This window comes from Mesorhizobium sp. M5C.F.Ca.IN.020.29.1.1 (assembly GCF_003997375.1).
Classification (GTDB): domain Bacteria; phylum Pseudomonadota; class Alphaproteobacteria; order Rhizobiales; family Rhizobiaceae; genus Mesorhizobium; species Mesorhizobium wenxiniae.
This window is the reverse complement of sequence record NZ_RZSW01000480.1, coordinates 1-4955: the sequence shown is the minus strand read 5'-3', so window position 1 is coordinate 4955 and position 4955 is coordinate 1. Positions and strand designations below refer to the sequence as shown.

The 4955-nt window shown below is 61.7% G+C and carries 6 protein-coding genes; 2 read left to right on the top strand and 4 right to left on the bottom strand.

Annotated features, from left to right (window positions below; genetic code table 11):
- Nucleotides 1-305, top strand: a 305-nt coding sequence (locus tag EOA85_RS27590) for a hypothetical protein (RefSeq protein ID WP_348627934.1), incomplete at its 5' end; no start/stop codon positions are given.
- Nucleotides 306-449: 144 nt separating this feature from the next.
- The gene (locus EOA85_RS27585; RefSeq protein ID WP_127211877.1) at nt 450-1472 is read left to right on the top strand and encodes a fatty acid desaturase; all 1023 of its coding nucleotides are present in this window, start codon (nt 450-452) and stop codon (nt 1470-1472) included.
- 144 nt (nt 1473-1616) lie between these two features.
- Here the strand turns inward: EOA85_RS27585 and EOA85_RS27580 are convergent, their stop codons facing one another.
- The 4 genes from EOA85_RS27580 to EOA85_RS27565 form a co-directional block, all read right to left on the bottom strand.
- Nucleotides 1617-2237, bottom strand: a complete 621-nt coding sequence (locus EOA85_RS27580; RefSeq protein WP_127211876.1) for a DJ-1/PfpI family protein — start codon at nt 2235-2237, stop codon at nt 1617-1619.
- A 138-nt stretch (nt 2238-2375) separates the two neighbouring features.
- Nucleotides 2376-2909: a DUF934 domain-containing protein gene (locus EOA85_RS27575; protein WP_127211875.1), complete on the bottom strand. Its 534-nt coding sequence runs from the start codon at nt 2907-2909 to the stop codon at nt 2376-2378.
- A 169-nt stretch (nt 2910-3078) separates the two neighbouring features.
- Nucleotides 3079-3843: a phosphoadenylyl-sulfate reductase gene (locus EOA85_RS27570; protein ID WP_127211874.1), complete on the bottom strand. Its 765-nt coding sequence runs from the start codon at nt 3841-3843 to the stop codon at nt 3079-3081.
- Nucleotides 3818-4955: nitrite/sulfite reductase (locus EOA85_RS27565; RefSeq protein WP_164759920.1), on the bottom strand; the 1138-nt coding region annotated here is incomplete at its 5' end. The genes EOA85_RS27565 and EOA85_RS27570, both read right to left, overlap by 26 nt.

Genomic DNA, 4955 nt, shown 5'->3' with positions numbered 1-4955 from the left:
CCAAGATGCTGCGTTGGGGGAACCATTCGTCTGCTGGAAGAGTTTCGAAGCCGATACAGGATTTTGAGATGATGACCCGCAACGACGGCGACCGTAACAAGAATGGCGCCCGCAACAATGACGAAAGACGTGAAAGGCTCGCCGCCGGCATCAGGCGCCAGTTCGGCACCGAGGCAACGATGCGCTTTCTGCGTGCGCTGCCGGCGTTCCGGACGGAGAACGACATTCCCGATCGTTTCAGGGAATTGCTCGACCGCCTGGACGGCATCGAGAGCAGCGTAGCCGCCCGTGGCCCCCTGCGGTAGACCAACACATTCGCCTGTCGTTGCGTGCCGCCGGAAGCATGCCCTCCCACATTGCAGCACCTTACGCGTCGCGCGACAATTACCCGCAGTAATTTGGCGTGATCCCTGCCTTGCGGCGACGGAATGGTCTGTCTATGCTTCCTGATGAACATGATTTCCCCCGAAGCTGTGGCGAACAGCAAACGTGCCTGGTTGAAGATCCTGGCGCGCTACAAGAAACCTGACAGGCGGCGCAGCGCCGTCGAACTTGCCATCACCCTCATTCCCTTTGCCACGCTGTGGGCACTGTCCTCAGTTGCTTATGCCCATGGTCATTGGTGGGGTCTGATCCTCATACTTCCGGCCGCCGGATTTCTGGTGCGGATCTTCATGATCCAGCACGATTGCGGCCATGGTTCCTTCTTCGCCAACCGCACCGCCGACGACTGGATCGGCCGCGGCCTGGGCATCCTGACCTTGACCCCCTACGATTGCTGGCGACGTGCCCACGCAACCCATCACGCCAGCGCCGGCAACCTCGATGAGCGCGGCACGGGCGACATCAGGACGCTGACTGTCGCCGAATATCGGCAAATGTCCTGGCGGGGCCGCCTTGCCTATCGTCTCTATCGCCACCCGCTCGTCATGTTCGGCCTCGGCCCCATTTGGCTTTTCATCTTTGAGCAGAGACTGCCGGTCGGCATGATGCGAGGCGGCCTCACGCCCTGGGTGTCATCAATGGCAACCAACGTGGCCATCGCGGTCGCCGCCGCCGCCCTCGTCTGGTTCGTCGGCCTCGAAGCGTTCCTGGTTGTCCACTTACCCATCGTCGTTCTGGCCGGTTCCGCCGGCATCTGGCTGTTTTACGTCCAGCACCAATTCGAGGAAACCGAGTGGGCAAAGGACTCCGAATGGGAGTTTCAGCACGCGGCCCTGCACGGCTCGTCCTATTATGACCTGCCGCCGGTGCTGAACTGGCTCACCGGCAATATCGGCGTGCATCACGTGCACCACCTCTCCGCCAAGGTGCCGTGCTATCGACTGCAGGAGGTCCTGAGGGACTATCCGGAACTGCGCGAAATCGGCCGTGTCACGCTTCTCGACAGCCTGCGCTGCGTCAAGCTGGCGCTGTGGGATGAGAGCCGCAGCAAACTGGTGTCGTTTCGCGAAGCGCGGATGACTGCGTAAACGCATGACCCGAAAATCGAAATCGATTTTCGGAAAGGATCATGCGTAGAATCAAAGTGCTACAGCGTCCTTTGCGCGTCCCAAAAGGACGCGCGGCGCTGTAGAGCCGCCGCACGACAAATGCGGCGGTTCCCAAGCCCTTGCTCAAGCCGCCTTGCGTTCGTCGCGCATCAGGATCTCGCCGTGGCGGATCTCGGTGCCGAGCACCTTCAGGCATTCGCGCATGAAGGCGGCGAGGCCCGGCCAACCCTTAGCCGATACCAGATTGCCGTCGACATGGGCGCCGGTCGGCGCGACATCGATGTAGGTGCCGCCGGCGAGCGTGACTTCCGGCTCGCAATAATGCAGCGCCGCGACTTCCCTGCCACGCAGCACGCCGTCGACCGCCATCAGGATCTGCGCGCCATGGCAGATGGTGAAGATCGGCTTGCCGGTCTCGTGGAAATGCCGCACCAGCGCCTGCACCCGCTTGTCGATACGGATATATTCCGGGCCGCGCCCGCCCGCCGCATAGACGGCGTCGTATTCGGCCGGGTTCACCTCGGAAAAGGTCTTGTTGAGGATGTAGTCGTGGCCGAGCTTTTCCGTATAGGTCTGGTGGCCCTCGAAGTCGTGCAGCGAAGTCTTCAGTATGTCGCCCGCCTTCTTGTCAGGGCAGACGACATGGACAGTGTGGCCAACCGCATGCATGGCCTGTTCAAAGACGAAAATCTCGTATTCCTCGCTGAACTCGCCAACGAGCATCAATATCTTCTTACCAGCCATTCCGGTTCCTCCCTTAGCGGCGATATTTATTTCGGCGCACGAAATAATGAGCCTATCCTAAGGGCAGGACACCGAAAATAAAAGATTGAATCTGCAAGGTGGTCCGACCAGATGCGGCGATCTGCCCGGCGCAGGCGATCAGCCGGCGCGCACCCGCCGCCAGGAATATTTAGGGCCTTTGGCCTCCGGCCTCTCGGTCGGCTGATAATACAGCGGCAGACCGCCGGTGCGGCCTTCCTCGAGCCGTTTCAAAAGCACCGGATTCGACACTTCGAATTCGTCGAAGCCGAGGCGCAGCATATGCGGCAGCTGGTCGACCAGAACTTGCCCGGTTGCGCGGACCGCGCCCTCGAAATGGTAGCGGCTGCGCAGCAGTTCTCCCTTTGAGAAGGAACGGCCGTCACTGAAAGCCGGGAAGGCCAACGCCACCAGCGATATCTGGTCGAGCAGGTCGGCGACCTTTTCGAGCTGATCGCCGGGCTGAAGCAGCACGCCGAGGCGCTCCTTCGCCGACCGGCGCACCGCCGGATCGAGGTCGAGAAACGCCTGCAGCGGCAGGATGAAGCGGCCATTGCCGGACAGTGCGTCGGCACTTTCGGCATGGGTCCACTCGTCCTCGCGAAAACCCTTCGGGGTCCAGAGGCGGGTCTCCAGTGTCGTCGGTTCGGTCATCGAAATTCCTAAAAATCAAACAGTCCAGGGTGCGTTGAGATTCAGGTCAGGCCGAGGCAAAAATGGTGGCTTCCGAGAACCCGGAGCGGAGCGTACTTTGGGTACGTGAGCATCGGAAGCGCAGGAAGCTACCGTTTGCAGGCCGGCATCACCTGAATATCAACATACCCTAAAGCGATGCGTCGGTCAGCGACTTTTCCAGGCCCGACAAATGGATGCCGCACTCGGTCTTGGCGTGCCCTGCCCAGCGGCCGCTGCGCGCGTCATCGCCCGGCTGCACCGGCTGCGTGCACGGGAAGCAACCTATCGACAGATAGCCATAGGCGACCAGCGGATTCTCGCGCAGCTGATGCTTGCGCATATAGTTGGCCTGGTCAGCGGTCGTCCAATGCGCCAGCGGATTGATGCGGATGCGCGAACCGACCGCCTCGAACACCGGAAGGGACGCCCGCGTCGTCGCCTGAAAACGCTTGCGGCCGGTGAACCAGGCGCGGAACGGCTCGACGCCGCGCGCCAGCGGCTCGACCTTGCGAACACCGCAGCAGGCGTCGGTGTCGGTCTCGTTCAGATTGCCGGTCGGATCGATCCGTTCGAGCGCTGCTTCGTCCGGCGTGATCACCCGGATATCGGTCAGTCCGAAATCGGCAACGAGCGCGTCGCGATAGCCGAGCGTCTCCTCGAAATGCTTGCCGGTGTCGAGGAAGATCACCGGCAACGTCCGGTCGATCTTGGCGATCATATGCAGCAGCACCGCCGAATCCGCGCCAAAGGACGAAACTGCGGCGATTTCGCCGCGAAAGAACTCCCGGGCCGACCGCTCGATGATCTCAAGCGGCTTCAGATGACCATAGAGCGCATCGAGCCCCGCCGCTTCGGCGGCGACGCCGGCCTCGACGTCGACGATACGATCAAGCGGCCTTGGCTTCGCCAGCATAGAGCGCCTCCTTGAACGGCGCGGGACCGACACGGCGGTAGGCGTCGATGAATTTTTCGTTTCTGTCGAGCCGGAGGCCGAGATAGGTCTCGACGATCTGCTCGATGGCGTCGGTGATCTCTTCCGAACTGAAGCCGCGGCCGATGATCTCGCCGACCGAGGTGTTCTCGTCGGCCGAGCCGCCCAGTGTGACCTGATAGAGTTCGGCGCCCTTCTTTTCGACCCCGAGGATGCCGATATGGCCGACATGATGATGGCCGCAGGCGTTGATGCAGCCGGAAATCTTCAGCTTCAATTCGCCGATCTCGCGCTGCCGCTCAAGCGAAGCGAAACGAAGTGAGATTTCCTGTGCCACCGGAATGGAACGCGCCGTGGCCAGCGCGCAATAATCGAGGCCGGGGCAGGAGATGATGTCTGATATCAGGTTGGAATTGGCCGTCGCCAGTCCGATCTCGACCAGAGCGTCATAGACCGCCTTGAGGTCTGCGCGCGCAACATGCGGCAGGATCAGGTTCTGCTCGTGGCTGACGCGCAACTCGTCGAAGGCATATTTCTCGGCAAGGTCGGCGACCGCTTCCATCTGGCTGTCGGAGGCATCGCCTGGCGCTTCGCCGATGCCCTTGAGCGAAATGGTCACGGCGGCATAATCAGGATGGCGGTGGGTCACCACGTTCTGATCGAGCCATTCCGAAAAGCTCTTGGAATCGAGGCGGGCTTGCTTGACCACCTCGTCGCCTTCCGGCCGGTCGGCCAGCGCCGGCGGCGCGAAATAGGCATCGATGGCGCGGATGTCGGCTTCCGGCAGCTTCAGATCCGCCTCTTTCAGCTCCTGCCATTCGGCCTCGACCTGACGGGTGATCTCCTCGACGCCGGTCTCGTGGACGAGGATCTTGATGCGCGCCTTGTATTTGTTGTCGCGGCGGCCGTAGAGGTTGTAAACGCGCAGGATCGCCGTGCAGTAGGACAGAAGGTCCGCCTCGGGCAGGAAGTCGCGGATCTTCTTGGCGATCATCGGTGTACGGCCCTGACCGCCGCCGACATAGACGGCAAAACCGAGTTCGCCGGCAGCGTTCTTCTTCAAAGGCAGGCTGACGACACGCGCCCGGATGGCG